This window comes from Dorea sp. 210702-DFI.3.17 (genome assembly GCF_020560825.1).
Classification (GTDB): Bacteria; Bacillota; Clostridia; order Lachnospirales; family Lachnospiraceae; genus Dorea; species Dorea formicigenerans.
Window position 1 is genome coordinate 1 of the sequence record NZ_JAJCNB010000023.1, and the last position, 24,665, is coordinate 24,665.

The following is a 24,665-nucleotide window of genomic DNA, read 5'->3' on the forward strand; positions in this document are numbered from 1 at the left end:
GGCGCAAAACCATTGTCCACCGGACAATGTGCGCCCTGCCGGAGGCTATATCAGCGATTTGCCTGGTATGCCTCATCGGCTGTGTATACGTCAAATCCGCTTCCTTTTAAGATATCAATCACTCTCGCAGGATCATCACTCTTTAAAACTGCTGCAGCGTCTGCACCATTTGCAAATGCGTACATATATTCCACGTTGATTTCACCTTCCACGATCTGATGCATCGCTTTGCTCAGTGAACCAGTCGCATGAGGTACGCGAAGAGCCACAACATCTGTCAGCATAGCTGTGATTCCAGCGTCCTTAAGTGCAGCTTTTCCCTTGTGTGGGTCTGATACGATCATACGGAGCATTCCATAATCAGAAGTATCTGCCAGGCTTAATGCCACGATATTTACATCATTTTCAGCCAGTATCTTAAGCACGGTGTCCAAACGTCCCTCTCTGTTTTCCAAAAATACAGATAACTGCTGAATTGTATTACTGATTCCCATAATCCAATCCTCCTTCCTACATGTCACGATTGTCGATGACACGTTTTGCTTTACCTTCACTTCTTTGAATTGTCTTAGGCTCTACCAGTTTTACATTAACTGCTACACCAAGTGCCTGCTTCAAAGTTGCTGCTACACGGTTACGAAGTCCGTCCAGCTTACGGATCTCATCTGAGAAGTACTTCTCATCAACCTCTACCTCTACAGTCAATACGTCCAGATTGTTCTCACGGTCAACGATCATCATATAGTGTGGTGCAACTCCGCCACCCATTGACAGAAGTGCAGTCTCGACCTGAGTTGGGAATACATTCACACCACGGATGACTTTCATATCATCTGTACGTCCTGTAAATTTATGGATTCTCGGAAGTGTTCTTCCACACTCACATTTTGAATGATCAATACTTGTCAGGTCTTTTGTTCTGTAACGCAAAAGCGGCATACCTTCTTTTACAAGCGTTGTAAATACAAGCTCACCCGTCTCTCCATCTTTACATGGTGTATGATCTGTAGGATTTAAGACTTCCGGATAGAAATAATCCTCTTGCACATGCATACCTTTGTGATGAATGCAGTCAAGTGCAACACCCGGTCCTGTAATCTCACAAAGTCCATAAATATCAAAACTGTTGACATTAAGAAGTTCCTCAATCTTACGGCGCATCTCATCTGTCCAAGGCTCTGCTCCATTGATACCAGCCTTTAACTGCAGACGATCAACCACTCCTGCCTCTCTTGCAGCCTCACCAAGATAAAGGGCATAAGATGGCGTACATGCAAATGCTGTGGCTCCAAAATCTTCCATACACATGAGCTGTCTCTTTGTATTACCTGCAGACATCGGGATTGCCATTGCGCCAAGCTTTCTGGCTCCGAAGTCAAGCCCGAGTCCACCTGTAAAAAGTCCATATCCGTAACAGATATGGATACGGTCTGCTGCATTAAGTCCTGCCATTGTAAGTCCTCTGGCAACACACTCTCCCCATACATCTACATCTTTTTCTGTATAAGATGCCAGGGTCAGTTTCCCGGTCGTTCCTGATGTTCCCTGTACACGGACGATTTTCTCCTGCGGAACTGCCAGAAGTCCGAATGGATAATTGGCTCTTAAGTCTTCTTTTGTTGTAAATGGAAGCTTACCGATATCTTCGATTCCTTTGATATCTCCCGGCTCCACTCCCATATCATCCATTTTCTTGCGGTAAAATGCTACATTTTCATAAACATTCTTTACCTGGCGTACCAGACGCTCACTCTGAAGGGCAGTCATCTCATCGCGGCTCATACACTCAATCTTCGGGTCACGGATCTGTTCCTGCCAATCTTCCAATGCTACTCTTGCCATTGCTTTCTTGCCTCTCTTTTCTGATAGTATTATTATAATTGATATCCTACATCAAATGCTTTTTTATTGATGTCGATCGTCTTTGGAGGTACTGTTTTTTCAATTACTTCATACCACTGCTCTTTTGTAAAATCCATATGCTGTGCTGCGATTCCAAGCACGATTAAGTTAAATACCCTGGAATTTCCAAGCTTTTTCGCTTCTTCCGTTGCATTTACCGTATAGACTTTGTGATCTTTTTTCAGATTCTCCAAAATATTCTCCGGATATTCAGCCGCTCCGATCACAACCGGCATCGGGTCAATTCTCCAGTCATTGACGATCAATGCACCGTCTTTTTTGAGGAAATGTGCATATCTTAAGGCTTCCAGCTTCTCAAATGCGATGATAACGTCTGCCTGTCCTTCCTCTACGATTGGCTCTGCTACATTTTCACCGTAACGCACATATGTAACAACGCTTCCACCTCTCTGAGCCATTCCATGTACCTCAGAAAGCTTAACATCATATCCTCCGGCAAGTGCCAGTCCTCCGAGAATACGGCTTGTAAGGAGTGTTCCCTGGCCGCCGACACCTACGATCATAATATTCTTAGTAGCCATTATTTGTCACCCTCCCTTACTAATTTGATAGCGTCAAATTTACACAGACTCTTGCAAAGTCCGCATCCGGTACACATGGTATCATCAATATGGATCGTCTTATCTGCATTTCTTGTCATAGCCGGACAGCCCGGTTTCATACACATACCACATTTCTTACATTTATCTGGTTCTTCTGCGTAAAGCGGTTTTTTCTTTTTACTCAAAAGTACACATGGTGTTTTTGTAATAATGACAGAAACTTCATCTTTTGCCACTTCTTCTTTGATGACTTTCTCCAGACGCTCAATGTCAAATGCGTTGACCTCGATGACATTTTTCACACCAATCGCGCGGCATAATGCCGGAATGTCAATGGCATAAGTCGGATCTCCCTGCAGTGTCTTACCAGTTGCAGCGTGATCCTGATGTCCTGTCATACCTGTCGTAGAGTTATCAAGTATCATCACTGTTCCGGTTGCCTTATTGTACATCATATTCATAAGAGAGTTCACACCTGTATGAAGGAATGTGGAATCTCCGATTACGGCTACCCAGTTCTTAATATATTCTTTGCCTTTTGCTTTCTCCATTCCATGAAGACTGGAAATACTTGCACCCATACAGATCGTTGTATCGACAACACTAAGCGGTGCCACTGCACCAAGTGTATAACAGCCGATGTCTCCTGCCGCATGCATTTTTAACTTATTCAGTACATAATACACGCTTCTGTGTGGACAGCCTGGACATAAGATTGGAGGTCTTCCAGGTGCGGCTGCCGGTGCATCAAGCTTTAATTCCTCCCCAAGAATTGCTTCTCTTAGCATATTCGCACTGTACTCGCCCTGAACCGTGAAGATTTCTTTTCCAGTTGCCTTGATTCCCCAGGATTTCACCTGCTCTTCAATAACCGGATCCAATTCTTCTACAATATAAAGCTTCTCTACTTTAGAAGCAAAATCTTCAATCAATTTTCTTGGAAGCGGATTCACCATTCCAAGCTTCAGTACGGAAGCATTCGGAAGTGCCTCTTTTACATACTGATATGGAATACCACTTGTAATCACACCAATCTTTGTATCGTTCATCTCTACACGGTTGATTGGGAGTGTATTGGCTGCCTCTGCAAGCTCCAGGTTGCGTTTCTCAATCTCCACATGGCGGAGTTTTGCATTTCCCGGCATCATAACTGTCTTGCGGATATTTTTTTCATATGGCTTATCCGGAATCTCTTCACGGTCACATAACTCTACCAGTCCCTGTGAATGTGCCAGTCTTGTCGTTGTGCGAAATACAAATGGACGATCAAACCTTTCACTCAGATCAAATGCAATCTTCATAAATTCTTTTGCCTCAGAACTGTCGGAAGGTTCCAGTACCGGAAGCTGTGCAGCTCTTGCGACCATTCTTGTATCCTGCTCATTCTGAGAGCTGTAAAGTCCCGGATCATCTGCTACGACAATGACAAGTCCTCCATTGACTCCCATATAAGATACGGTATAAGCCGGGTCTGCTGCCACGTTAAATCCTACATGTTTCATACAAGACATAGCCCGGACACCTGCGACAGATGCTCCAATCGCAACTTCTGTTGCGACCTTCTCATTCGGAGACCATTCACAGTAAAGATCGTCTTTGTATTTGACCAGATTCTCACTGATCTCAGTACTCGGTGTTCCAGGATATGCGGCAGATACTTTCACACCCGCCTCATATGCTCCTCGGGCAATCGCCTCATTACCGAGCATAATCACTTTTTTTACTTCTGACATTTTCCTAATTCCTCCTTCGAATATCGGGGCACTTTTAGAGTGCGCTCTATAAACGTAATCTTGTTTACTATTCTAGCGTTTTTATATAGGAATGTCAATTTTACTAATCGGCTTTTTCACATCTTTTCCTCTTTTTCCGGCTTTTTTAAAAAGCTGGCACGGACAACTGCATCTTTCCCAAATTTTTTTCGGATTTCATCCAGTGCCTGATCTAATTTTTCATGTTTCTGGCTGTTTTCAAAACTTTTGACTTCTTCAGAAATGTTATCGCTGCTGTGGAAATTCAGATCAAAGAGACTCAATTGTTGTGGTTCACCCTCCTGCGACAGCTTGGAAGTCCGGATTCCGAGCAGGCGAATTGGTTTTCCATTCCACATTTCACAAAATAATTCCACTGCAGTCTGATAAATGACCTGATCACTTGCCGTCATTCTTTCAAGCTGTTTTTGATGTGAATTCACGGTAAAATCTGCATACTTGATTTCCACATTGACCACACCTGCATGATATCCATGTTTTCTCAGACGTCCTCCCACACTTTGGGCTAGAGAAAGTAAGACTTTCTGCGCGTCTTCTTTTGTCGACACATCTTTGGATAAAGTAGTCGAATTTCCGACTCCTTTTGCCTCAGCTTTTTCCGATTCTACAATAGAGTCATCCATTCCATTGGCAAACTCCCACAGACGCCTTCCATGGCTTTTCAAATGCAATTCTATCAGCTTTGGATCAGCCTTTGCCAGATCACCAATCGTCTGAATCTCCAGTTTTCTCAATGTCTCCACACTGGAATGCCCTGCCATAAAAAGATCTGAAATTGGAAGCGGCCACATTTTTTCCTGAATTTCTTTCCTGAAAAGTGTATGAACACGATCCGGCTTTTCAAAGTCCGATGCCATCTTCGCCAACACTTTCACGTCTGAGATTCCGATATTAACTGTGAATCCAAACCGTTTTTTTACTTCGTCTTTGATCTCAAATGCAGCTTCCACAGGTGATGCAAATCGTCCTGAAATTCCCGTAAAATCCATGTAACATTCATCGACACTGACCTGCTCGATATCAGGAGTATAAGAACGCAAAAAAGCCATAAGCTCCCTGCTGTGCTTATGGTACATTTCATGATCCGGTGCTTCCATGTAAAGATTCGGACACTTACGAAAGGCATTCGCAACCGGTTCCCCGGTACGAATGCCATACTTCTTCGCCGGGACAGATTTTGCCAGCACAATACCGTGGCGGGATTTTTGATCCCCGCCAATAATGGCTGGTATTGTACGGATATCTGTCCTGGCTCCATTCTTTAGTTGTTCTACTGCTGTCCAGCTAAGATAAGCTGAATTTACATCTATATGAAAGATTATCACCGTTTATGACCTACTCCTTGCGACCAGCTTGCCATTCTCCACATCAATCACAATTGTATCTCCGGTGCCGATATCTCCCTGAAGCATCAGTTTTGCAGCTAATGTCTCTACATTTTTCTGCAGATAACGTTTCAAAGGTCTCGCACCATAATTCGGATCATATCCTCCATCCACAATCATTTTCTTTGCTTCTTCTGTAAGCTTGATCTGAATTTCCCGATCAGCCAGACGTTTATTCACATCTGCCACCAGTAAATCAATAATGTCATAAATATTGTCTTTCGTCAATGGTTTGAACATAATCGTCTCGTCCAAACGGTTTAGGAACTCTGGGCGGAAATGTGCACGAAGATCATTCATAACCATAGTCTGGCTCTCCTCACTGATGTTGCCATGGTCATCCATGCCATCAAGCAGATACTGAGAACCAATATTGGAAGTCATAATAAGAATCGTGTTCTTAAAGTCTACCGTACGTCCCTGTGAATCCGTGATACGTCCATCATCCAATACTTGTAACAGGACATTGAACACATCCGGATGGGCTTTCTCAATCTCATCAAAAAGTACAACGGAGTAAGGTTTTCTTCTGACTGCCTCAGTAAGCTGACCGCCTTCGTCATATCCTACATATCCCGGAGGAGCTCCGATCAGTCTGGATACGGAGTATTTCTCCATGTACTCACTCATATCGATACGCACCATATTATTCTCATCATCAAACAGACTTGCTGCCAGTGCTTTTGCAAGCTCGGTCTTACCAACTCCGGTAGGTCCAAGGAAAAGGAATGAACCAATCGGTTTTGTCGGATCTTTGATTCCGGCTTTAGAACGAATAATTGCTTCTGTCACAAGCTCCACACCTTCATCCTGACCAATGACTCTCTTGTGAAGTTCATCTGCCAGATGCAATGTCTTATTACGTTCGCTCTCATTCAGCTTTGCAACCGGAATTCCAGTCCACCGTGACACAATACGGGCAATCTCCTCATCTGTAACACTTTCATGTATCAGTGAGAGATCTTCATCTTTGACTTTTTCTTCCTCCTGCTCTAACTGCTTCTGCAATTGTGGCAATTTACCATATTGCAATTCAGCTGCTTTGTCAAGATCATAAGAATGTTGTGCTTTTTCAATGTCTTTATTTACCTGCTCAATCTCTTCACGAAGTCTCTGAACTCTCTCAACTCCTACTTTTTCATTATCCCACTGAGCTTTCTTGCCTGCAAATTCTGCACGCAGTTCTGCCAGTTCTTGTTGCAGATGCTCCAAGCGTTCTTTACTAAGTCGGTCTTCTTCTTTCTTTAGAGCAGTCTCTTCAATCTCTAACTGCATAATCTTACGGTTCAGCTCATCCAGCTCCGTCGGCATAGAGTCCAGCTCTGTCTTAATCAGTGCACATGCCTCGTCAACCAGATCGATTGCTTTATCCGGAAGGAAACGGTCGGAAATGTAACGGTCTGACAGCGTTGCTGCCGCTACCAATGCGCCGTCTGTAATCTTAACACCATGGAATACTTCATACCGCTCTTTCAGTCCACGAAGGATAGAAATTGCATCTTCTACAGTTGGTTCTTCTACCATAACCGGCTGGAAACGACGTTCCAGTGCCGCATCTTTTTCAATGTACTGTCGATACTCATCCAGTGTTGTTGCACCGATACAGTGAAGTTCTCCTCTTGCAAGCATGGGCTTTAACATATTGCCTGCATCCATAGCACCATCTGTCTTACCGGCGCCGACAATCGTATGCAACTCATCAATAAAGAGGATAATCTTACCGTCACTGTTCTTCACTTCCTCAAGCACTGCTTTCAGACGTTCCTCAAATTCACCACGATACTTGGCTCCTGCTACCAGTGCTCCCATATCCAGTGAAAATATCGTCTTATCTTTCAGTCCTTCCGGCACATCACCACGCACAATACGCTGTGCAAGTCCTTCTACAACTGCTGTCTTACCAACACCAGGTTCACCGATCAGAACCGGATTGTTCTTCGTCTTACGGGACAAGATACGGATAACATTCCGAATTTCAGAATCACGTCCAATGACTGGATCCAGTTTCTGCTCTCTTGCACGCTCCACAAGATCTGATCCATATTTGTTCAAGGTATCATAAGTAGCTTCCGGATTATCACTGGTCACTCGCTGATTACCCCTGACACTGGAAAGTGCCTGTAAAAATCCATCTCGACTGATTCCAAGCTCCCTTAGGATACTCTTCATCTCTTTACCAGCATACTTTATCATAGCAAGAAACAGATGCTCTACTGATACATACTCATCGCCCATCTGCCTTGCTTCATCTTCCGCATGTACAAGAACATTGTTCAGTGCCTGTCCGACATACTGCTGACCTCCCTGTACTTTCGGGAGTTTTCTTAAGGACTCTTCCACACGGTTAATGACCATGTTCTTATCCAGTCCCATCTTTTCCATTAACTTTGCGATCAGGCTGTCATCCTGTGTAAGAAGTGCATATAACAAATGTTCCTGCGCAAGCTCCTGATTACCATAATCCATAGCGATCTTCTCACAATTCTGAACTGCCTGTAATGAATTCTGTGTAAATTTATTTATGTTCATAGAGACAACCTCCTTTGTTTATCTGTTCTATTTACGATATAACAATATCACAGGTTATTAGCACTGTCAAGATGTGAGTGCTAATTATTTATGAAGATTGTGTGAACGCTACGAGCCATGCAAAAATCAACTGATGGTCTATTGCTTTGTGTGGAGATTTAACTGATTGTCTATGTCCCGTCCGGCATACATTACTCTAAGTATTGTTACAACCTTTTTATCGCTATCTGGAATATAAAGTACCACATAATTGTCTACTGGTAATACACGAAGTCCACGACTTTTCCACGGTTCTTTTTCATATTTTCGATAACGCTCTGGCATCGTATCCAGACTTAATATCTGTTCTTCCAGACGGTCAAGTTGTCCGCTTGCATTTTCCGGCGATTGTAATTCAAAAGCAATATATTCAAAAATTCCTCTCAAATCACTGTCAGCCTGTTCAGATACTTCTACTTCATATATTATCATAAGCCATAATCCTTGCGAATGTCAGCAAAGGCTTTCTTCGCATTTTTTGTTCGTCCAGCCTGCATATCCGCATATCCATTCTCCAATTCTTCATTGAACTCTGTTTCTGATAATGTGCTGATATCAACAGGTCTGGCAGATGGTATTTTTACTTCAAACGGAAGTCCTCTCTGTAAGATAATCTGTTTATAAAACATATTGATAGCACTGGAAGCAGGGATACCAAGTGTAGACAGGATACTTTCTGCTTTTTCTTTGACATCTGGTTCAATCCTTGCATATAAATTTGCTGATTTTGTAGCCATATAAAACATCTCCTTTCGTGAGTAGTATTTCCATCCATCTTTATTATATGCAAATGTCCGTACAATAGCAATACTAATTTTACACTTCAATAATCTTATTGAATAACTGTAACAATCCCTGTGTCGTAACAGACATGTCTAAGATATAGTTATTAGAAAACAGGGCAAAAATCGACTTCCATTATCAAATGGTGAGTGCTAATTTTTTTGTAAAAAGTTTCACTTTTCTTTTGCATTGGTTTTGTTTATGCTCATGCATCTATATCCTCTAGAATTTTTCTGATTTTGATACTTGCAGTTCCATCACCATAAGGATTTCTGGCCTCACTCATCCTTCTGTAAATCTCTGGTTCTGTAAGGAGCTGCCTGCATTCTCTGTATATATCATCCATCTTCGTGCCTGCAAGCTTTAAGGTTCCTGCTTCCACCCCTTCCGGACGTTCTGTTGTATCCCGCATGACCAGTACCGGTTTTCCCAACGCAGGCGCTTCTTCCTGAATTCCTCCACAATCCTACGTATAGCCCGGAACATATCACGCATAGGTTCTCCCAGATTCTCTCTTCTGTGTGCCGTCACAGCAATCAGCCTGCTGTCCTTTGCCCATTCTATCTCCGGGTGATAAAAATCATTTCGCACCGTATAGTGCAGAGCATCAATTCCTGTATTTCCTGTGACAAAAATCTGCTCTGGATCCTTACCCTCTTTCAACAGTGCATCCGCTGCTTTCTGAGTCGGTGCAAAATGCAGGCTGGCAATAAGTCCAATGGCCTGCCTGTTAAATTCTTCCGGATAGGGAGATTTCATGTTATAAGTACGATTTGTGTAAGCAGTTGCCTCATCAAGAATTACAACTACACTCCATAATAATCTTCTCACATCTGTCATATCCAAGCTGCGAGCTGTTCAGACTCAACGTATAGTTGCTGGCTTTTCCCCATTTCTGCTCTGTATAAAAATTATAATTTGTCATACGTCTTTTATCTGTATCTGCCATCATTTTGACAGCCTCCTTCTCTCCTACATTATATAAGTTCATAATACGTTGTGTTTTTTCCGGCATATCCCCATGGATAAATACGTTCAATACATCATCCCGATCCTTCAGGATATAATCTGCATTTCTTCCGATAATTACACAAGATTCCCTATCAGCCATTTCTAAAATAACCTTTCTCTGTGCCTCATACACTATATCTTCTATGGATTTTCCTGTGATATCACGTCCGGCAAATGCATATGCAAATAATCCTTTCTTCGGAGATAAGTCTGCACTTTCCTGGACATATTCCGGAGATAAACCAGACTTCTCTGCAATCTCATTAATGATATTTTTATCATAATAAGCAATCCCAAGTTTCTTCGCTGCTTCTTCTCCGATAAAACGTCCGCCACTTCCAAATTCCCTGCTGATTGTAATAATTCTTTTTTTCATCTCTGATCCCTCCTGCTTAATTCAAAACATCAACTTTATTTTTACTGATTCTCTTCAAGAACACATATCCTACAAAGCATGAAATAATTTCAGTAATCGGAAATGCCCACCAGATCAGCGAAACTGTCATCTGACCATTTCTGGCAAACACGGAAAAAATTCCAGCCAGCGGCAGAATAATAATAAGCTGTCTCAGAAGCGAAATAACCAGTGATTCCACACCACCATTCAATGCCTGATAAATGCCTTGATAAGCAATATTGATTCCGGCAAACAAGAAGCTTACTGAGATTATCCTCATTGCTCCGATAAAATATTCTCTGGACGGCCCTGCATTAAACAGCGTTGCAAATCCCCCTGGAAAAATCTCTGTAATTACAATTCCCAGAATCATTAATATAACCGTATAGATCAGACCATATTTGATTCCATCCTGAATTCTCTTTTTGCTTCTCATTCCATAAGCAAATGCAATGATCGGAGTGATCGCATCTCGCAGACCGAAAGCAAGAAACAGTACAAACTGCTGAACTTTATAAAATAATCCATAAGCTGTCTGTGCTGACGGATTGAATTTTAGAATCAGATTCATGACATAAACCATAATGGACATCAGTGCCTGTGCAATGATTGCCGGAAGTCCGATTGTATAGATCTCCTTGATAATTCCGCCATCCGGCTTCATGTATTTCGCCCCATGCTCGAATTCCTTATTTAATTTGATATGAAAAATGAGCAGTAATACCGCGGATGCTACCTGACCAATTACAGTTGCATAAGCCGCTCCTTTCACTCCCATTTCCGGGCAGGGTCCAATACCGTAGATCATAATCGGATCAAGGATGATATTTACAACTGCGCCAACCACCTGTCCAATCGTGGAATAAAGAGAACGTCCTGTTGCCTGTAATAACTTTTCAAATAAAGAAAAGAAAATAATACCAAAAGAGATTACGCAGCATATCCTCAGATAGCTGACTCCCATCTCCAATACTTCTGCATCTACTGTCTGCGATGAAATATATGCTTTCACCCCAAAGATACCAAACAATAAGCAGACCACATAAATAATCACTCCCAGAAACAGACTGTTTCCTGCTACCTTTGCAGCTTTTTTACTATTTCCCTGTCCAAGTGTCCTTGCAAGAAGTGCATTGGTTCCTACTCCAGTTCCAATCCCCACTGCCACCATAAGCATCTGCACCGGAAATACCAGTGTCAAAGCATTTAGTGCTGCTTCACTGCCTACTCTCATATTTCCCACAAACGCACTGTCTACTATGTTATAGACTGCCTGCAATGCCATGGATAAGATCATCGGGATTCCCATCTGGACCATCAACTTATTCACCGGCATCTCCTTCATCTTGTTGCTTTCCGCCATTTCGTTTTAACTCCTTTCTTTTTGACACAAAAAAAGTGCGTACCCTGTCATATAAGCTGGACTTACGCTGACACGCTACACACTTTTTCATGGCGATATTTACTTTTTGCAAAACAAAAACGAGTAGCCGGTAAACTGGATTTACGCTTACTTGCTACTCGTTTCTTGTAATTATATTGCCTCTTTTTCAAAAAGTCAAACAAAATTTTTCTTGCTCTTACTTTTCATAATTTTTCAGCTTTCTATAATCAATTTTCCCACCCTCAGTTACTGGCATATTCTTAATTATATTGATTCTTTCAGGAACTGCATACTCTGGTAATTCTTCTTGTAACACTTTTTCAATTTGATCACTATAACACTCATAGCTGTCATCAACTACTATATATGCTCTGGCAACATGAACTCTTTTTTCATCTTCAACTACATTCACTGCTGCTTGATTTATCCCTTTACATTTTTCAATACATTCTCAATTCGGTCTGGAAATAATTTATAAACAATTCCATCTGCTCCTCTGGTGATATATATTCTTTTTATTCTTCCTGCAAAATATAGGAATCCATCTTTTTCTACATATCCCAAATCACCTATATGAATCCACTTCTCTCCATTTTTAATCCAGATTGCTTTTTCTGTCTCTTTTATATCTTTCACATATTCCTGCATTATACTAGGTGATGAAAAGCAGATTTCTCCCTTTTCTCCATAGCCTAGTTCTTCTTCAGTTTCCGGATTGATGATTTTCACATTTACCTTTGGAAGTGGAATTCCTAAAGAACCTGACTGATTACACCGATTCATATTGGTACAAACTGTTGCTCCTAATTCTGTCATTCCATATCCTACTGTATACTCCACTGTAGCATGACACTTGGCAAGAATCTCATTCAGCTTTTTTCTTCTTCATCAGAAATTGCGCCACCGCCACCAGCTAATGTTTTTTACCATCTCATATTGCATTTACATGATTTCATAATCGCAGAAATAAAAGCTGGTCCTATAATCATATGTTCTGGCTTCTTTTTCATCATAGCTTTAGCAACAGCATCTGCATTCGGGTCAATCTGTAGAATCCCCTCCAATCCCAAAACAAGTTGTGTATGAATTCCAACAGTAATTCCAAATCCTAAGAATGGCGGAATTGCATTTAATACTCGCGAATTTGTCGTTAATCCCATATCTGCTAATTTATACTGAAAAGCCATTGCATTTAAGCTATCATTCGTATGCAATACCCCTTTCGGTTCACCTGTAGTGCCACTTGTATACACAATAACTGCAGGCATATTCGGCTGATATCTTTCTTTTTTAAGAACTATTTCCTTTGACCCTTTTTTTAGAAACTCATCCAGACTGTTGTCTCGGCAGCTTTTCTGTTTTACAATCTGTTTTAATGGAAATGGCATGGAATTCCAAATTGGGAGATATATAATTTGTTCTGCTTTCATTTTGGATTTAATCTCTTTTACTTTATCTTGAACGTTCTCAAGATATAAAAACATTTTAGAACCCACTTCGTCTGTTTGCTTTAATATCTCTTCTGCATTCAATGTCAAATAAATCAAATTTACAATTGCTCCAAGTTGGTTTAAAGCATATATACTGTAAATTGTCTCCGGAGTATGAAGTGACATAATCGTAACAACATCCTCTTTTTTTATTCCGCAAGCTTGAAATGCTTTTGCAAATTCATTTACTTTTTCAAAAAAAGTTTATAACTAATCTTTTTCCCAAAATAATTCAGCGCTGTATGACTTAAGTTTGATTGATTTTTCTAGTATATCAAATCATACATTGTACATTCTGGAAGCTTTTCCTGAATTGCTTCTTCACTGTAATATTTCAGCCATGGCTTATCTACGGACGGAAATCCTGTCTGCTCTGCTCTCATTATCCTTTTTCTCCTTATCTGTCTGTCAAGTGTCTTTTTATATATGCATCTGTTTTCATGAATATTCCGATACTACAAAAAGCCATTCCCAGCTACATATTCAGTAGTTGAAAATGGCTTCAATCTCTGTATTTTCTATATTCTTTTTGAGGAAAAAGTACACAGTTCAGACTTACTTGGACATTGTAATTTATAACCATCACCTATGCAGCTCCTTCCTGATAATAGACACTTTAATACATTTATTCTATCAAAAGTTTGATTTCCTTACAATAGAGAATATTTAGTATTTTCTCAGGATTTAATTTTTCTCTCTGGTGTGCTATCTGACGCCAATATCAAACATCTCCCTGCAAATCATTTTTCCACATGTTGTTTTGAAAATACTATGATAGGCTTTTAAAGCTGCTTCTTTCGATAAACCATCCTCCATAATATTAACCAGAAAATCGGCTTCTACTAATATTTGATAATCAATTTCATTAATGTTATCATAAGTATGATGATGTGCGATCAGATACTGAACCCGATTAGATACATCTTGATCAAAGCCTAATTCTCCGAGTAGCTTTTCTGCGATTGCCGGGCCTTCTTTTTCTTGTAATTTTCCATTGCAATTTCCATATTTTTCTTCACAGAAATGAATTCCAATATCATGTGTCAAAGCTGCTGCTTCAATGGTAAATAAACATTTCTTATCTACATTCTCCGTTTCTGCTATCAATTTTGCATAGCTATGCACTTTACAGAAATGTTGAATTCTCTTTGCATCTCCTTTATATAATTCAATCATTGCCAAATGTAATTTATTTATCATCTAAATTTTCCTCCTCTTGCACATTTTAACATCTCTCAAATTAATTCTATGTTTTCCATAATGTATATTACATTTTCATTCTTGAATCCACATCTTTAAAAAACAGTCAATTCAAAATGATTTCGATTTGTTTTTATAAAGCCCTCTTTTTGTAACTTTGATATCTCTGTAGACATTGCTGCTCTATCAATACAAAGATAATCCGCCAGTTGCTGCCGGTCAAAAGGAATATCAAAGGACAAAGACGAATGTCTGATGGACTCTGCAGACAGATATGATAATAGTTTATCCCTTGTCGTTCGCTTGCAAACATGTGTGATCTTATCGTTCAGGAGCAGTATCTTATTTGCCAGGACACTGACCAGATTGCGGATCAGCTTCTGATGATGCCCGCATGCAGTTGGACAAGTGACCAGCAGCCTCTGGATATTTAGGAAAATAATCTCACAATCCTCCTCTGCTACCACACTGATATTCAGAACAGCCCCCGGGCTTGCTGCATACGGTTCTCCAAAAAAATCGCCGGCATGGCATTTTGATAAAATATTTCGATGTCCCCATAAGTCTTCCTGAATCACAAGAACACAGCCTGACACCACGAGTCCCATTACTTCTGTAGAATCTGCTGCTCTGAAAATATAAGAATCTCTCTCTTTTGAAACTGCTGTTGCCTCTACACAATGCAAGATAGATAATATCTCGTCATCCGTAAGACCTTTAAAAAATGAACTGTTTTTTAAAATCGGTAAATATTTTTCCAAAATCATTCCTCCTGTTGGAAATCAAACATACAAGTTGTATTTATCATACTATAATTCTGATAGAAACAAAAGTTAAATGTTATTGATGGAGGGTAAAAATGATAAGAAAGATTATTCGAATCGATAAAGAAAAATGTAATGGATGTGGTGCCTGTGCAACTGCCTGTCACGAAGGTGCCATTGACATCATTAACGGAAAAGCAGAATTGGTAAGAGAACATTTCTGTGACGGACTTGGTGATTGTCTCCCGGAATGTCCTACCGGTGCCATTTCATTTGAAGAAAGAGAAGCACCTGCATATGATGAAGAAGCTGTGAAAGAAGCACAGAAAAAAATCGCCGTTCAAAAACAGGCAATGCCTCCTCACACCGGCTGTCCGGGATCTAAAATCATGCAAATCCGACGAACAGAAACACCAAAGTCTGAAGAACCATCTTCAGCTACAGATTCAGTATCAAAACTTCAGAGCTGGCCGGTACAGATTAAACTGGCTCCAGTCAGTGCACCTTATTTTAACAATGCAAAGCTTTTAATTGCAGCCGATTGTACTGCTTATGCTTACGCAAGCTTTCATCAGGATTTTATTCGGAATAAGGTAACATTAATTGGCTGTCCGAAATTAGATCAGGTGGATTATAGCGAGAAACTGACTGCAATCATTCAAAATAACAACATTCAAAGTGTAACCATCGTGAGAATGGAAGTTCCATGCTGCGGCGGTCTGGAAATGGCTGCCAAAAAGGCTCTTCAAAACAGCGGAAAATTTATTCCCTGGCAGGTTGTAACGATAAGTATTGATGGAAACATTATGGAATAAAAAGGATTATTAGTTTTAGTTAACTGTATATTCTAAAAAACCGTGTGAAACATAACTGTAATTTCACACGGTTTCTTTTCTGCTTTAAAGCAAAAAAAATAAAAGAACCCAATGCAGCCCACATCTTAAACGGCACGTTGGGTTCTTTTACTTTTTATTTTTTGTTATATCCCATATTTTTTTAAATCTACTTTTCCATCAGTTACCTCAATCCCGTCTGCTTCCAGCAATTGTGCCTGCACACTTTCTCCTCCAAAGGCAAATGCGCCGGCTAATTCTCCTTTCGCATTGACCACACGAAAGCAAGGAATATGTTCCGGATCCGGATTCTTATGAAGCGCATTCCCAACTGCTCTTGCCATCTTTGCATCTCCTGCCAGCTCTGCAACTTTACCATAAGTCGCAACATGACCTTTTGGAATTTTCTTCACTGCCTCATAGATTCTTTTTGTCGGGCTGTACGTAATCAGATCATAGCTCTCGGAAATCATTCTTTGAATCTCATTTTCAGGAATAGAACCATCTAAAATGATGGTATTCCAATGTTCTTTATTCTGATGATACCCTGCAATAACAGAGGCATAAGTACTGCGCCAGAAATCTCTCCACTGCGGATCAACTTTAACATTTAAATTAACATATCCATTTCTTTCATAAATCCATAAAAATGTTTTCTTACTTCCTTTTACTCTTACCAGTTGCCAGCCCTGATCGCGAAATGGTCTTTCTTCATACACATTCGGGAAAGATAGCGCATACTGCAAAACTTCTTCTCGCGTTCTCATACTAAAAACCTCCGTTCCCTGCAATCATTAAAAAAATATTTATTTGTAGTCTGACATTTCACATCTACAAATATATATAATCATTCATAACTGGCTGTAAACCATTCTTTTTCAGCGCATCGAACACTTCATCCACCGTTCTTCCGTCTGAAATCTCAAACTGGTCGTCACCTTTATCTTCGATATCTTCCACATGACTTCCAATTCCTGTGCTGACTCCTGCGGATATCTTGGTCGCTGCAATATTTACCAGATTATCACGAACACGGGCACATTCTCTTGTAGACACCGTAATACTTGCAAATGGCATAAACAGACGATATGCACAGACTACCTGAAGTAACTGCGGCTCATGAACATCCATCGGGTTAATGCGATCATTATTGATGATTGGACACAATCTTGGACAAGAAAATGCAATCTCTGCATGCGGATATTTTCTTTGAAGCAAATATGCATGATAACCTGTCGCGAAAGCATCTTTGCGAAAATCATCCAGTCCAAGAAGTGCCGCAAAACCAACACCTCGCATGCCACCCTTAAGTGCACGTTCTTGTGTGTTCAATCTATATGGAAAAATCCTTTTATGTCCTGCTAAATGTAATGTTTCATACTTATCTGAATTGTAAGTCTCCTGGAAGACTGTCACATAATCTGCTCCGCATTTATGAAGGTATGCATACTCATCCGAATTCATCGGATATACTTCAAGACCTACCACTTTAAAATATTTTCGTGCAATCTCGCATGCCTTTCCAATATACTCCACATTAGATTTTGTCTTACTCTCACCTGTAAGAATCAATATTTCCTGAAGTCCGGTCTTGGCAATAGCAGCCATCTCTTTTTCAATCTCTTCTTCATTAAGCTGTGCACGGCGAATCTTATTATAACAGTTGAATCCACAGTAAATACAGTAATTTTCACAGTAGTTTGCAATATAAATTGGCGTGAACATATACACACTGTTTCCAAAATGCTTTCTTGTTTCAATCTGTGCTTGCTGCGCAATCTCCTCTAAAAGCGGAAGTGCTGCCGGCGAAAGCAGTGCCTGAAAATCCTCTGGTATCCGGTTATCATGCGCCAGTGCTCTTCTTACATCTGCTTCTGTATATTTATCATAATCATATGCTTTCATTGCAGAAATAACCTGGTCCATCACATCAGATTCTTCCAACTGCTCCATATCCGGAAGATACTTCATATGATCGATACGATTCTTTTTCATATCTTCCAGTATTTCTTCATTTACAATACTTTCATTAAAATGACCATCTTTTTTACTGGTCTGCATTGTTTCTACCATCGCTGTTACATTGATCCTCTCGTATATCTTTTCTTGTATATCTTTATACTTGTATTCTGTTATCAGTGCAATTTACTCATGCAAAAATCCTGTTAATGGTGAAGACGCACTTGCTCCTTTATCCAGTATTCTTCCTAATCCGGAAAGATAAGCACTTCTTCCTGCCTCAATTGCCTTTTTAAACGCTTCAGCCATAACCTGGACATCTCCTGCTGTCGCAATAGCAGTATTGGCCATCACTGCTGAAGCACCCATTTCCATAGCTTCACATGCCTGTGACGGACGACCGATTCCTGCATCAACGATAATCGGAAGATCAATCTCATCAATAAGAATCTGGATAAACTCTTTTGTACAAATTCCCTTATTTGAACCGATTGGAGAACCAAGAGGCATCACACAGGCTGCCCCTGCATTTACCAGATCTCTGGCTGCATTCAAATCCGGATACATGTATGGCATAACAACAAACCCTTCTTTTGCAAGGATCTCTGTTGCCTTGATTGTCTCGTAATTATCCGGAAGAAGGTATTTCGAATCGTGAATAACTTCAAGCTTTACAAAATCTCCACAACCCAGCTCTCTGGAAAGTCTTGCAATACGAACTGCTTCCTGCGCATTTCTGGAACCGGATGTATTCGGAAGAAGTGTTACGTCCTTCGGCACATAATCCAGAATATTAGCAAGTCCGCCTTCATTAGCACGGCGCAAAGCAAGTGTTACGATCTGTGCTCCTGCTTTTTCAATACATGCTTTCATAAGCTCCAATGAAAATTTTCCAGATCCCATAATAAAACGGGAAGTAAATTCATGTCCTCCCAGGATTAATTTGTCTTCATTTGTGTTTGTTGTTGTCATTTTTTTATCCACCTTTCTTTGTTTACTCATAAATTATGATACCTGCTATTCGCATATCGTGAAGCTTAGAAGCTTCCGCCGCCCATAAAATGCAGAATCTCTACAACATCTCCATCTTTCAGTACAGTTGTATCATAATTTTCTCTTTTGATGATCTCCTCATTCAATTCTACTACTACCTGCACCGGAATATAATTACATGCTTTCAAGTATTCCGTTACCGACACTGGATGTTCCAATATTCTGTTCTCTCCATTGACTGTAATCATGGCTGCTCCTTTCCGGAAATGTGAGTGCGCCTCCTGCCGGAGGCTTTTTATATAAAAGGAAATGTAATTTCCTATTATATAAAACAGAGTTCACAAAGAAATACACCCGCGGTGGTGCACCCCTTCATGAACTCTGTTCACTCTCAAAATTTCCTATATTCTATAATTTGTACCTGCTTAGAAAAATTCTCATTCGCGCGAGTGCGCATCCTCGCGGAGCGTTTTATTTTATAAGAAAGACCTTTTTAACAATTGCTTTAATATATTAACATAACAAGGTCTTTCCTATGAAAAAATAAAGGAGATACACCAAGGTATCTCCCGTAATATCATCTTATACGTTCCTACGTTGGCATTATCCAAATCAGGTTCTGGGTCGAAATTGAAGACTTCCTCTCAGCCTGCTATCACAAGCTCCCCTTTTATTTACAATGCCTAGTATAAATCGATTTTTATTTTGTGTCAAGAGCACTCGGTAATTTCTTCATTGCTTTCTTCACCTACTGATCTATAAACACGGATATTTTTATCTCCGTCTCGTCTCTTGTATAGACGATGCCATGAATATACTTGCCATTATCAGTCACTTTGCTGATGATATTGTCATAGCATGTTTCTCCTTTGTACTGATACTGCTTGACTAACTGAGCTTCTTTCACTTCTTTCGTGTCCAGTTTTTCCACCGGAAAATACACATATACTTTTTCAGAATTTGTGTCAAATGTATAGGCACTGGCCACCTGCTTCGCATCAATAAATCCATTCCCATTCCAATTTTCCTGTGAATCCAGACTGGTTTTTTCAAGTATGATCTGATCCTTTGGATTTTCTGTAATCAGGATAATATCCTCCTGAATTTTTTTCTCACATTTTACATAGGTATCTTCACCCGCACCCACAACACGATATCCATTCATCAGATATAGTTGATTCTCTATTCCATTTTCAATCGGCCAGCCAGCCAGGTTATAATATGGACACCCAACCGTCTGATATGCTTCCCGGCTCTCGTAATCCGTAAGCAATATTGTATCAACGCCTGTCTTCTGACTTATCTGCGATACAGGAATCTGTTCTACGTCCTGATTGGCATAAGATACAACAGCTCTTGCAGATTCCTTCTGTAAGACTTCTGCCAGATTATCCCCATCATAAAATGTGTGGATCATTCCATTTTTTTCGTCTTTTACCGTTCCATACTCACCATAACATACATAGGCACTCTCTGCGTGAAGTCCTGTGATGTTATACATTTCTTGTGCAAATGCTGTGGCAATCTCCTGAAACTGATAGTTATCAAGCCCGTCCGTATTCTTTTTCTGCCCTGATATCGCAACTAAAAAATCTGCCCCCTTGTACTTCATTTTCACGAATACATTTCCGGTGGGAGAAGGGAAAAAATCCGGCACCGGACTTGAACTGTATTTCTCACAGTTTATCTCTGTAATCTTTGCATCAATTCCATATTTTTCTCTTATATAATTTTTCGCATTTTCCCGTCCTTGCTTTTCATAACGCTTCATTTCTCTCTTTTCTTCCAGCGTATAGCCACAACCTGTCACTGTAACCATTATCAAAGCAAGAAGGATCCAATAAACGGCTTTTCTTTTTCCCATACATCTCCTCCCAATCCATCCCCTCATTTGCTATTACTTTTTTAATTATACTGCTCTTTATAAATCTCTGTCAATTTTATACAACAGACACCTTGTTATTCCACACAGAACCAGTTAAAATATACTTTGCAAATGAATGTTGCAAATGTTATTTGTGGGGGATTGTTACATATGAATAAGAAAAATCAATACGCAGACTCTGTAAAGGAAACGTTGATTCTGACGCTTGCTGTGGCAATTATTGCCGCTGCAGTCTACTTCTTCCTTGTACCAAGCCACGCTTCTGTCAGCAGTATCTCTGGTCTTGGAATCATTCTGTCAAACTTTGTACCGCTTCCATTGTCAGCAATCACTATGATCTTAAATATAGTGCTTCTGATTATCGGATTCTTTACATGCGGTCGGGAATTCGGAGCAAAAACTGTCTATACAAGCATTATGCTTCCACTGTTTCTGGGGCTTTTCGAAAAGATTTTCCCGGATTTTTACTCCATGACCGACAGCCAGGAACTAGATGTACTCTGTTATATACTGGTCGTAAGCGTCGGACTTGCAATTTTGTTCAATCGAAATGCCTCTTCTGGCGGACTAGATATTGTAGCCAAAATCATGAACAAATATCTGCATATGGATCTCGGAAAAGCTATGTCACTGTCCGGTATGTGTGTGGCTCTGTCCGCAGCACTTGTGTACGATAAGAAAACTGTAGTTTTAAGTGTCCTCGGTACTTATTTTAACGGAATCGTACTGGATCACTTTATCTTCAATCAAGATATGAAACGGCGCGTCTGCATCATCACCCAGAAAGAAGAAGAGCTGCGCCACTTCATTTTATATGAACTGCACAGCGGGGCTACTATCTATGAAGCCATCGGTGCTTACACAATGGAAAAGCATAATGAAATTATCACCATTGTGGATAAAACAGAATACCAGAAATTGATGAAATACATCAATCAGGTGGATCCTAAGGCGTTTATCACAATCTACAAAGTTTCCAATATGCGGTATCAGCCAAAAATTTAGTACACATTCTATATGACAAAAAATTGCTCAGACCTTACACGGTCTGAGCAATTTTTCTGTCATATGAGTTCTCACTCTTTCTTTTCCTACCAGTCGGTATACAAATCGATATTACCTTTTCCACTTCCACTATCATAAACTTTTCCAGCTCCAAGAGATGTCTCGACCACGGTTCCTTTTGGATAGTCATCACTGGCAAGTACAATATAACCATCTTTGTCACGGATTGTTCCGTCACTCGCAATATGACGTCCCGGAATGTTAAGTCCTGCTCCCGGAAGTACCTTCTGTGAATAATAGGTTTCAGTATGTCCGTTAAACCAGATTCTCCCTTTGGATGGGGTCAGACCACCGGAAGGAATATTATACTTTCCATTACTGGAACTGCTCCCGGAGTTATTATTACTTCCGGAATTAGAAGGTTTGGAAGAGCTGTTATTATTGGAACTGCTTCCGGAAGTATTATTTCCAGTGGAAGCTGATGCCTGCTTTGCCGCTTCTTCCTGTGCTTTTTTCTGCGCTTCTTCCTCCTGCTTTGCCTGTGCCTCACGCGCTGCCTGAAGCTGCGCATTCACAGTCGCAAGATCTGTGGAAGTTGCTGCTGCTTTCGCCTGAAGATTCTGCTGCTCAGTATTTAACTGACTCTGTAAATCTGTCAGTTCCTGCTGCTGGCTCTTAAGATCCTCTTCCTGCGTCTCGATACCTTGACGTATCTCCATCATGTTCTCCAACATTTCCTTATCATAATCGGTAATGTTCTGAATGAACTCGGCTTTGTTGAGGAAGTCTCCCATACTGTCTGCAGTAAACAGCATAGTGATCATTGTCTCTGAACCATTTTCATACATGTACTTAATACGAGTCTTCATCGTTTCATACTGCTTTTCCTCGTTATTACGAGAAATCTGAAGTGATGCCTCCAGGCGGTATACTTCATTGTTCGACTCTTCAATTTCCGCTTCTGTCTCAGCAATCTTATTGCTGAGCGTAACCAAATCCTGATTAATCCCTTCCAGTTGACTTTGAAGATTACTGGTCTTATCTTCGAGGCTTTTGACCTCCGCTGCATGCACCGGCATTGCTGACAGTGCGACACCGAACGCACAGACAAAGGCTGCCCCGCGTCTTGCGATCCGTTTCTTATGCATGTTCATAAATGTAATCCTTTCTTGTTTGTTTTGGGGTTAACACTAAGACATTATATACTATTTTTTCAAAAAGAACAACCTTTCTTTGCACAGCACGTTTTTTAAGGGCTCTCTGACTACGCAAAAAGCTGCCTTGTTTCGAGTCGTTCCGACTGTTTCCCGGCAGCTTTTTTTTAATATTTTTACTGTTCTGTAACTACTTTTCCAGCAGCTTTTTCTTTCTTTTTATCATACATTGCAAACATTCCTGCAAGTAATGTTCCTGAGATAGAATGCCATGTACAGGAGACTGCACAGATGATTGCTGACTCCGGTGTGGACGCGAACTGCGCTGTCGTTGTAGCAAGATTTGTGGCGAGTCCTGCGTTCTGCATTCCGACTTCGATCGCTATCGTTCTCTTTTTGGATGTGTTCATTCCGACCAGTTTTCCTGCACCGTATCCGAACAGATATCCAAGTCCATTGTGAAGCAGTACTGCAACAAAAATTACAACGCCGGACTGGAAGAATTTTGATCCCTGTGAAGATACAACACCACCAACAACACATGCAAGTCCAAGAACTGCAACCCCTGGCATCATCTGCTGGATCTCATGGAACATTTTCTTCTTACCATACAGATAATTCAGTAAAAATCCAAATCCTACAGGAAGGATTACTGTCTCAATGATAGATACGAACATTGGAAGTCCTTTGATCGTAATCTGAGTTCCTCTTGCGAGAAATGATACCATAAGCGGTGTCATAACCGGGGAAACCAGTGTAGATACTGTTGTCATTCCTACAGAAAATGCCACATCTCCACCACACAGATAAGACATGATATTGGAAGATACGCCTCCTGGGCAGCAGCCTACTAAAATCAGTCCAAGTGCGATTCCGTCAGGAAGATGTAATAACTTCGTCAGTGCAAACGCCAGAAATGGCATGATCAGATACTGTGCGATCGCACCTACACAGATATCAAATGGACGCTGTGCCAGTATCTTAAAATCTTCTGTTGTCAGTGTCAGACCCATACTGAACATGATGACACCAATGATAATAGACTGACTGGTGAATTTATTGGCTACCATATCTGTAAACAGGGAGTAATTGACCCACCCCATCATAGATGGTACGAAAAATGTAACAATCGCAATTGCGATTACTACAACCGACGTGTAATCTGATAAAAATTTGCTTGCTTTTTGTAATGCTTTCATTTTCAAGTCCTCCTTAAGCTATTACATGTCCACCAAAACTACTCTCATTCCATGCATATTTGTATAGCATACAATGCAAAAAGTCCCTTCCCAGACCATAGTCTGAAAAGGGACGAATAAAATTCCGCGTTACCACCCTGATTCCGTAAAATACAATATTTTACGACACTCTGTCACGTACTATCATACGCTTTCCCTGTAACGGAGGATACCGGCGAAGTCTACTGATATAACTTTCAACCCGCTTCTCAGAGAGGATATCCTTATCTTGCTACTGCCTGCTTCCACCACACACAGGCTCTCTGTGAAATAACAATTGATATGGCATTGTTCTCATCAACGAATTTCGGTGAACTATTATTTATTTACAAATTGATATTATATACTTATGAGCAGAAATTTCAAGAAACAATTTTAA

Annotated in this window: 25 protein-coding genes, 1 pseudogene, 1 riboswitch and 1 other annotated feature; of the genes and pseudogenes, 2 read left to right on the forward strand and 24 right to left on the reverse strand. The window is 40.5% G+C overall.

The annotated features are described in order from the left end of the window. Positions 1 to 50: 50 nt before the first annotated feature. The 17 genes and pseudogenes from LI149_RS10860 to LI149_RS10930 all read right to left on the reverse strand — a co-directional run bounded on the left by LI149_RS10860 (position 51) and on the right by LI149_RS10930 (position 15,222). Entirely contained in the window at positions 51 to 494 is a 444-nt protein-coding gene (locus tag LI149_RS10860; protein WP_022279028.1) for an ACT domain protein, read from the reverse strand. Between the two features lie 16 nt (positions 495 to 510). Then, complete coding sequence (locus tag LI149_RS10865) at positions 511 to 1,842, reverse strand: phenylacetate--CoA ligase family protein (protein ID WP_168933541.1); 1,332 nt, start codon at positions 1,840 to 1,842, stop codon at positions 511 to 513. A 32-nt stretch (positions 1,843 to 1,874) separates the two neighbouring features. Then, positions 1,875 to 2,444, reverse strand: a complete 570-nt coding sequence (locus tag LI149_RS10870; protein ID WP_105308858.1) for an indolepyruvate oxidoreductase subunit beta — start codon at positions 2,442 to 2,444, stop codon at positions 1,875 to 1,877. After that, positions 2,444 to 4,198: an indolepyruvate ferredoxin oxidoreductase subunit alpha gene (gene iorA, locus LI149_RS10875; RefSeq protein WP_168933540.1), complete on the reverse strand. Its 1,755-nt coding sequence runs from the start codon at positions 4,196 to 4,198 to the stop codon at positions 2,444 to 2,446. The genes LI149_RS10870 and iorA overlap by 1 nt, the downstream gene beginning before the upstream one ends. Positions 4,199 to 4,314: 116 nt before the next feature. Further along, positions 4,315 to 5,562: a DNA polymerase IV gene (locus LI149_RS10880; protein WP_173790142.1), complete on the reverse strand. Its 1,248-nt coding sequence runs from the start codon at positions 5,560 to 5,562 to the stop codon at positions 4,315 to 4,317. Between the two features lie 3 nt (positions 5,563 to 5,565). After that, entirely contained in the window at positions 5,566 to 8,151 is a 2,586-nt protein-coding gene (clpB, locus tag LI149_RS10885; RefSeq protein ID WP_227143344.1) for an ATP-dependent chaperone ClpB, read from the reverse strand. 138 nt (positions 8,152 to 8,289) lie between these two features. Next, the gene (locus tag LI149_RS10890) at positions 8,290 to 8,619 is read right to left on the reverse strand and encodes a type II toxin-antitoxin system RelE/ParE family toxin (RefSeq protein ID WP_106493242.1); all 330 of its coding nucleotides are present in this window, start codon (positions 8,617 to 8,619) and stop codon (positions 8,290 to 8,292) included. Beyond that, entirely contained in the window at positions 8,619 to 8,927 is a 309-nt protein-coding gene (locus LI149_RS10895) for a type II toxin-antitoxin system RelB/DinJ family antitoxin (RefSeq protein ID WP_227143345.1), read from the reverse strand. The genes LI149_RS10890 and LI149_RS10895 overlap by 1 nt, the downstream gene beginning before the upstream one ends. 251 nt (positions 8,928 to 9,178) lie before the next feature. Beyond that, positions 9,179 to 9,385 carry a UDP-N-acetylglucosamine 2-epimerase gene (locus tag LI149_RS15615; protein WP_330382678.1) on the reverse strand — a complete coding sequence of 69 codons (207 nt, stop codon included), beginning with the start codon at positions 9,383 to 9,385 and terminating at the stop codon, positions 9,179 to 9,181. Further along, the gene (locus tag LI149_RS15620; RefSeq protein ID WP_330589636.1) at positions 9,337 to 9,804 is read right to left on the reverse strand and encodes a UDP-N-acetylglucosamine 2-epimerase; all 468 of its coding nucleotides are present in this window, start codon (positions 9,802 to 9,804) and stop codon (positions 9,337 to 9,339) included. Before LI149_RS15620 ends, LI149_RS15615 begins: the two co-directional genes overlap by 49 nt. Continuing rightward, a complete protein-coding gene (locus tag LI149_RS10905; RefSeq protein ID WP_173786303.1) occupies positions 9,767 to 10,360 on the reverse strand; it encodes an AAA family ATPase in 594 nt (197 codons plus the stop codon). The genes LI149_RS15620 and LI149_RS10905 overlap by 38 nt, the downstream gene beginning before the upstream one ends. 16 nt (positions 10,361 to 10,376) lie before the next feature. Further along, positions 10,377 to 11,744: an MATE family efflux transporter gene (locus LI149_RS10910; RefSeq protein WP_147567044.1), complete on the reverse strand. Its 1,368-nt coding sequence runs from the start codon at positions 11,742 to 11,744 to the stop codon at positions 10,377 to 10,379. A 217-nt stretch (positions 11,745 to 11,961) separates the two neighbouring features. After that, positions 11,962 to 12,177: a hypothetical protein gene (locus LI149_RS10915; protein ID WP_168933535.1), complete on the reverse strand. Its 216-nt coding sequence runs from the start codon at positions 12,175 to 12,177 to the stop codon at positions 11,962 to 11,964. Between the two features lie 11 nt (positions 12,178 to 12,188). Beyond that, positions 12,189 to 12,605, reverse strand: a complete 417-nt coding sequence (locus LI149_RS15455) for a class I adenylate-forming enzyme family protein (RefSeq protein WP_168933534.1) — start codon at positions 12,603 to 12,605, stop codon at positions 12,189 to 12,191. A gap of 83 nt (positions 12,606 to 12,688) precedes the next feature. Further along, positions 12,689 to 13,441, reverse strand: a pseudogene (locus LI149_RS15460) (AMP-binding protein); the annotation flags it as partial. 519 nt (positions 13,442 to 13,960) lie between these two features. After that, on the reverse strand, positions 13,961 to 14,455 hold the full coding sequence (locus tag LI149_RS10925) for an HD domain-containing protein (protein ID WP_117658034.1): 495 nt from the start codon (positions 14,453 to 14,455) through the stop codon (positions 13,961 to 13,963). A gap of 95 nt (positions 14,456 to 14,550) precedes the next feature. Then, positions 14,551 to 15,222 carry a Crp/Fnr family transcriptional regulator gene (locus tag LI149_RS10930; RefSeq protein WP_330382672.1) on the reverse strand — a complete coding sequence of 224 codons (672 nt, stop codon included), beginning with the start codon at positions 15,220 to 15,222 and terminating at the stop codon, positions 14,551 to 14,553. A gap of 92 nt (positions 15,223 to 15,314) precedes the next feature. On the opposite strand from LI149_RS10930, the gene LI149_RS10935 reads away from it, so the two are divergent. Then, on the forward strand, positions 15,315 to 16,034 hold the full coding sequence (locus LI149_RS10935; protein WP_227143346.1) for a 4Fe-4S binding protein: 720 nt from the start codon (positions 15,315 to 15,317) through the stop codon (positions 16,032 to 16,034). A 164-nt stretch (positions 16,035 to 16,198) separates the two neighbouring features. Here LI149_RS10935 and LI149_RS10940 read toward each other — a convergent pair whose 3' ends face one another. The 5 genes from LI149_RS10940 to LI149_RS10960 all read right to left on the reverse strand — a co-directional run bounded on the left by LI149_RS10940 (position 16,199) and on the right by LI149_RS10960 (position 20,868). Next, complete coding sequence (locus tag LI149_RS10940) at positions 16,199 to 16,819, reverse strand: methylated-DNA--[protein]-cysteine S-methyltransferase (RefSeq protein ID WP_227143347.1); 621 nt, start codon at positions 16,817 to 16,819, stop codon at positions 16,199 to 16,201. A gap of 64 nt (positions 16,820 to 16,883) precedes the next feature. Next, positions 16,884 to 18,125 carry a 2-iminoacetate synthase ThiH gene (gene thiH, locus LI149_RS10945; protein WP_173786300.1) on the reverse strand — a complete coding sequence of 414 codons (1,242 nt, stop codon included), beginning with the start codon at positions 18,123 to 18,125 and terminating at the stop codon, positions 16,884 to 16,886. 72 nt (positions 18,126 to 18,197) lie between these two features. Beyond that, positions 18,198 to 18,983 (reverse strand): thiazole synthase, encoded by a 786-nt coding sequence (locus tag LI149_RS10950; protein ID WP_227143348.1) that lies wholly within the window; start codon positions 18,981 to 18,983, stop codon positions 18,198 to 18,200. Between the two features lie 65 nt (positions 18,984 to 19,048). Then, positions 19,049 to 19,252: a sulfur carrier protein ThiS gene (gene thiS / locus LI149_RS10955; RefSeq protein ID WP_227079168.1), complete on the reverse strand. Its 204-nt coding sequence runs from the start codon at positions 19,250 to 19,252 to the stop codon at positions 19,049 to 19,051. A gap of 324 nt (positions 19,253 to 19,576) precedes the next feature. Next, positions 19,577 to 19,683, reverse strand: a riboswitch (TPP riboswitch). Positions 19,684 to 19,752: 69 nt separating this feature from the next. Further along, complete coding sequence (locus LI149_RS10960; RefSeq protein WP_227143349.1) at positions 19,753 to 20,868, reverse strand: hypothetical protein; 1,116 nt, start codon at positions 20,866 to 20,868, stop codon at positions 19,753 to 19,755. 171 nt (positions 20,869 to 21,039) lie between these two features. Here LI149_RS10960 and LI149_RS10965 point away from each other — a divergent pair, with 171 nt between their 5' ends. Next, on the forward strand, positions 21,040 to 21,894 hold the full coding sequence (locus tag LI149_RS10965) for a YitT family protein (RefSeq protein WP_227143350.1): 855 nt from the start codon (positions 21,040 to 21,042) through the stop codon (positions 21,892 to 21,894). Between the two features lie 86 nt (positions 21,895 to 21,980). Here LI149_RS10965 and LI149_RS10970 read toward each other — a convergent pair whose 3' ends face one another. Together LI149_RS10970 and LI149_RS10975 are read right to left on the reverse strand one after the other, a co-directional pair. Beyond that, positions 21,981 to 23,048, reverse strand: a complete 1,068-nt coding sequence (locus tag LI149_RS10970; RefSeq protein WP_117493994.1) for a hypothetical protein — start codon at positions 23,046 to 23,048, stop codon at positions 21,981 to 21,983. A 176-nt stretch (positions 23,049 to 23,224) separates the two neighbouring features. Beyond that, complete coding sequence (locus tag LI149_RS10975; RefSeq protein ID WP_173786298.1) at positions 23,225 to 24,247, reverse strand: bile acid:sodium symporter family protein; 1,023 nt, start codon at positions 24,245 to 24,247, stop codon at positions 23,225 to 23,227. Positions 24,248 to 24,352: 105 nt separating this feature from the next. Continuing rightward, positions 24,353 to 24,596 (reverse strand) — a binding site (T-box leader). Positions 24,597 to 24,665 lie beyond the last annotated feature (69 nt).

Coding starts and splice junctions, on each gene's coding strand:
- clpB (WP_227143344.1), bottom strand. CDS start 8,151: ATGAACATAAATAAATTTACACAGAATTCATTACAGGCAGTTCAGAAT.
- LI149_RS15615 (WP_330382678.1), bottom strand. CDS start 9,385: ATGCGGGATACAACAGAACGTCCGGAAGGGGTGGAAGCAGGAACCTTA.
- LI149_RS10930 (WP_330382672.1), bottom strand. CDS start 15,222: ATGATTTTGGAAAAATATTTACCGATTTTAAAAAACAGTTCATTTTTT.
- LI149_RS10965 (WP_227143350.1), top strand. CDS start 21,040: ATGAATAAGAAAAATCAATACGCAGACTCTGTAAAGGAAACGTTGATT.
- LI149_RS10940 (WP_227143347.1), bottom strand. CDS start 16,819: ATGAGAACGCGAGAAGAAGTTTTGCAGTATGCGCTATCTTTCCCGAAT.
- LI149_RS10960 (WP_227143349.1), bottom strand. CDS start 20,868: ATGGGAAAAAGAAAAGCCGTTTATTGGATCCTTCTTGCTTTGATAATG.
- LI149_RS10860 (WP_022279028.1), bottom strand. CDS start 494: ATGGGAATCAGTAATACAATTCAGCAGTTATCTGTATTTTTGGAAAAC.
- iorA (WP_168933540.1), bottom strand. CDS start 4,198: ATGTCAGAAGTAAAAAAAGTGATTATGCTCGGTAATGAGGCGATTGCC.
- LI149_RS10925 (WP_117658034.1), bottom strand. CDS start 14,455: ATGATAAATAAATTACATTTGGCAATGATTGAATTATATAAAGGAGAT.
- LI149_RS10910 (WP_147567044.1), bottom strand. CDS start 11,744: ATGGCGGAAAGCAACAAGATGAAGGAGATGCCGGTGAATAAGTTGATG.
- thiS (WP_227079168.1), bottom strand. CDS start 19,252: ATGATTACAGTCAATGGAGAGAACAGAATATTGGAACATCCAGTGTCG.
- LI149_RS10870 (WP_105308858.1), bottom strand. CDS start 2,444: ATGGCTACTAAGAATATTATGATCGTAGGTGTCGGCGGCCAGGGAACA.
- LI149_RS10950 (WP_227143348.1), bottom strand. CDS start 18,983: ATGACAACAACAAACACAAATGAAGACAAATTAATCCTGGGAGGACAT.
- LI149_RS10865 (WP_168933541.1), bottom strand. CDS start 1,842: ATGGCAAGAGTAGCATTGGAAGATTGGCAGGAACAGATCCGTGACCCG.
- LI149_RS10895 (WP_227143345.1), bottom strand. CDS start 8,927: ATGGCTACAAAATCAGCAAATTTATATGCAAGGATTGAACCAGATGTC.
- LI149_RS10970 (WP_117493994.1), bottom strand. CDS start 23,048: ATGAACATGCATAAGAAACGGATCGCAAGACGCGGGGCAGCCTTTGTC.
- thiH (WP_173786300.1), bottom strand. CDS start 18,125: ATGGTAGAAACAATGCAGACCAGTAAAAAAGATGGTCATTTTAATGAA.
- LI149_RS10905 (WP_173786303.1), bottom strand. CDS start 10,360: ATGAAAAAAAGAATTATTACAATCAGCAGGGAATTTGGAAGTGGCGGA.
- LI149_RS10935 (WP_227143346.1), top strand. CDS start 15,315: ATGATAAGAAAGATTATTCGAATCGATAAAGAAAAATGTAATGGATGT.
- LI149_RS10975 (WP_173786298.1), bottom strand. CDS start 24,247: ATGAAAGCATTACAAAAAGCAAGCAAATTTTTATCAGATTACACGTCG.